General features: G+C 67.4%; 1 pseudogene. It reads left to right on the top strand.

The features are described 5' to 3' along the window. Positions 1-427 (top strand): annotated as a pseudogene (locus U5775_RS39095) (hemagglutinin); the annotation flags it as partial.

A 427-nucleotide genomic window follows, 5' to 3' on the forward strand; every position in this document is an offset into this window, starting at 1 on the left:
CCGCTCGACGGCGGCTGCGCTCGGCGGCGGTTCGGCGGTAAACGCGGACGGCTCGATCTCGATGCCTTCGTACTCGGTGGGCGGCAAGACGGTGAACAGCGTGGGCGAGGCGGTGACGAACCTCGACGATCGCGTGACGCAGAACAGTTCGGACATCAGCAGCCTCCAGGGCAGCGTGGCGCAGGCGAGCGGGCAGGCGGCGAATGCGGTGCAGTACGATTCGTCGGCGCATGACTCGGTGACGCTGGGCGGCGCGGATGCATCGACCGCAGTCGGGTTGCACAACGTGGCGGCCGGTGCGGCCGATACGGACGCCGTCAACGTCGGCCAGCTGAACGATGCGGTCTCCGAAGTGACGAACATCGCGCAGAAATCGGGTGGAAGCCCGCTGTTTGCGGTAAGCGGTGATCCGGACACGGAAGTGGCC

Source organism: Paraburkholderia sp. J63 (assembly GCF_905220245.1).
Classification (GTDB): Bacteria; Pseudomonadota; Gammaproteobacteria; order Burkholderiales; family Burkholderiaceae; genus Paraburkholderia.